Origin of the sequence: Enterococcus sp. C57 (assembly GCF_040887305.1) — a bacterium.
Lineage (GTDB): Bacteria > Bacillota > Bacilli > Lactobacillales > Enterococcaceae > Enterococcus_B > Enterococcus_B hirae.
In genome coordinates this window covers 1-429 of sequence record NZ_JBFOFP010000029.1, presented here as the reverse complement: position 1 = coordinate 429, position 429 = coordinate 1, and the positions used below count along the sequence as shown (strand labels likewise).

Here is a 429-nt window from a genome sequence, read left to right as displayed (position 1 = left end):
GAACATTATCGGCGGAGAAGAGCCACTGATCGATGGAAGTAAAGCAACGTCAGATTTTCTAAAAGAGCGTTATTCAGAATTAGATTCAACTGAAATTATGCTTCATGCTGATTATGATGTTCTACTCGATCAAAAAGAAGAGTTACTCAAAAATAAGAAGGAACTAGAGAAGAGTATTCGACAAATCGACAATCAAATTATTCAGGAACTTGGAATAAAGAATGCCTCTACAGGTATCACACCTAATCGGATTATTTGTTTAAAATCAGTCGTTTCTAAACGAAAAGACTTGAAGAAAATAGCAGAGAAATATCCAGATGTGATGAAAGATGAGGAAATTTACAGTTTATCAACTTCAAATAGATTAGTGATAAAGGAGATTCAGTGATATGGCAACAAGTAAAGATTTAAAGAATCAACTAACAGAAA

Annotated in this window: 1 pseudogene; it reads left to right on the top strand. The window is 33.1% G+C overall.

The annotated features are described in order from the left end of the window. Positions 1–388 (top strand): annotated as a pseudogene (locus tag AB5M32_RS13655) (endonuclease); the annotation flags it as partial. Positions 389–429: the final 41 nt, after the last annotated feature.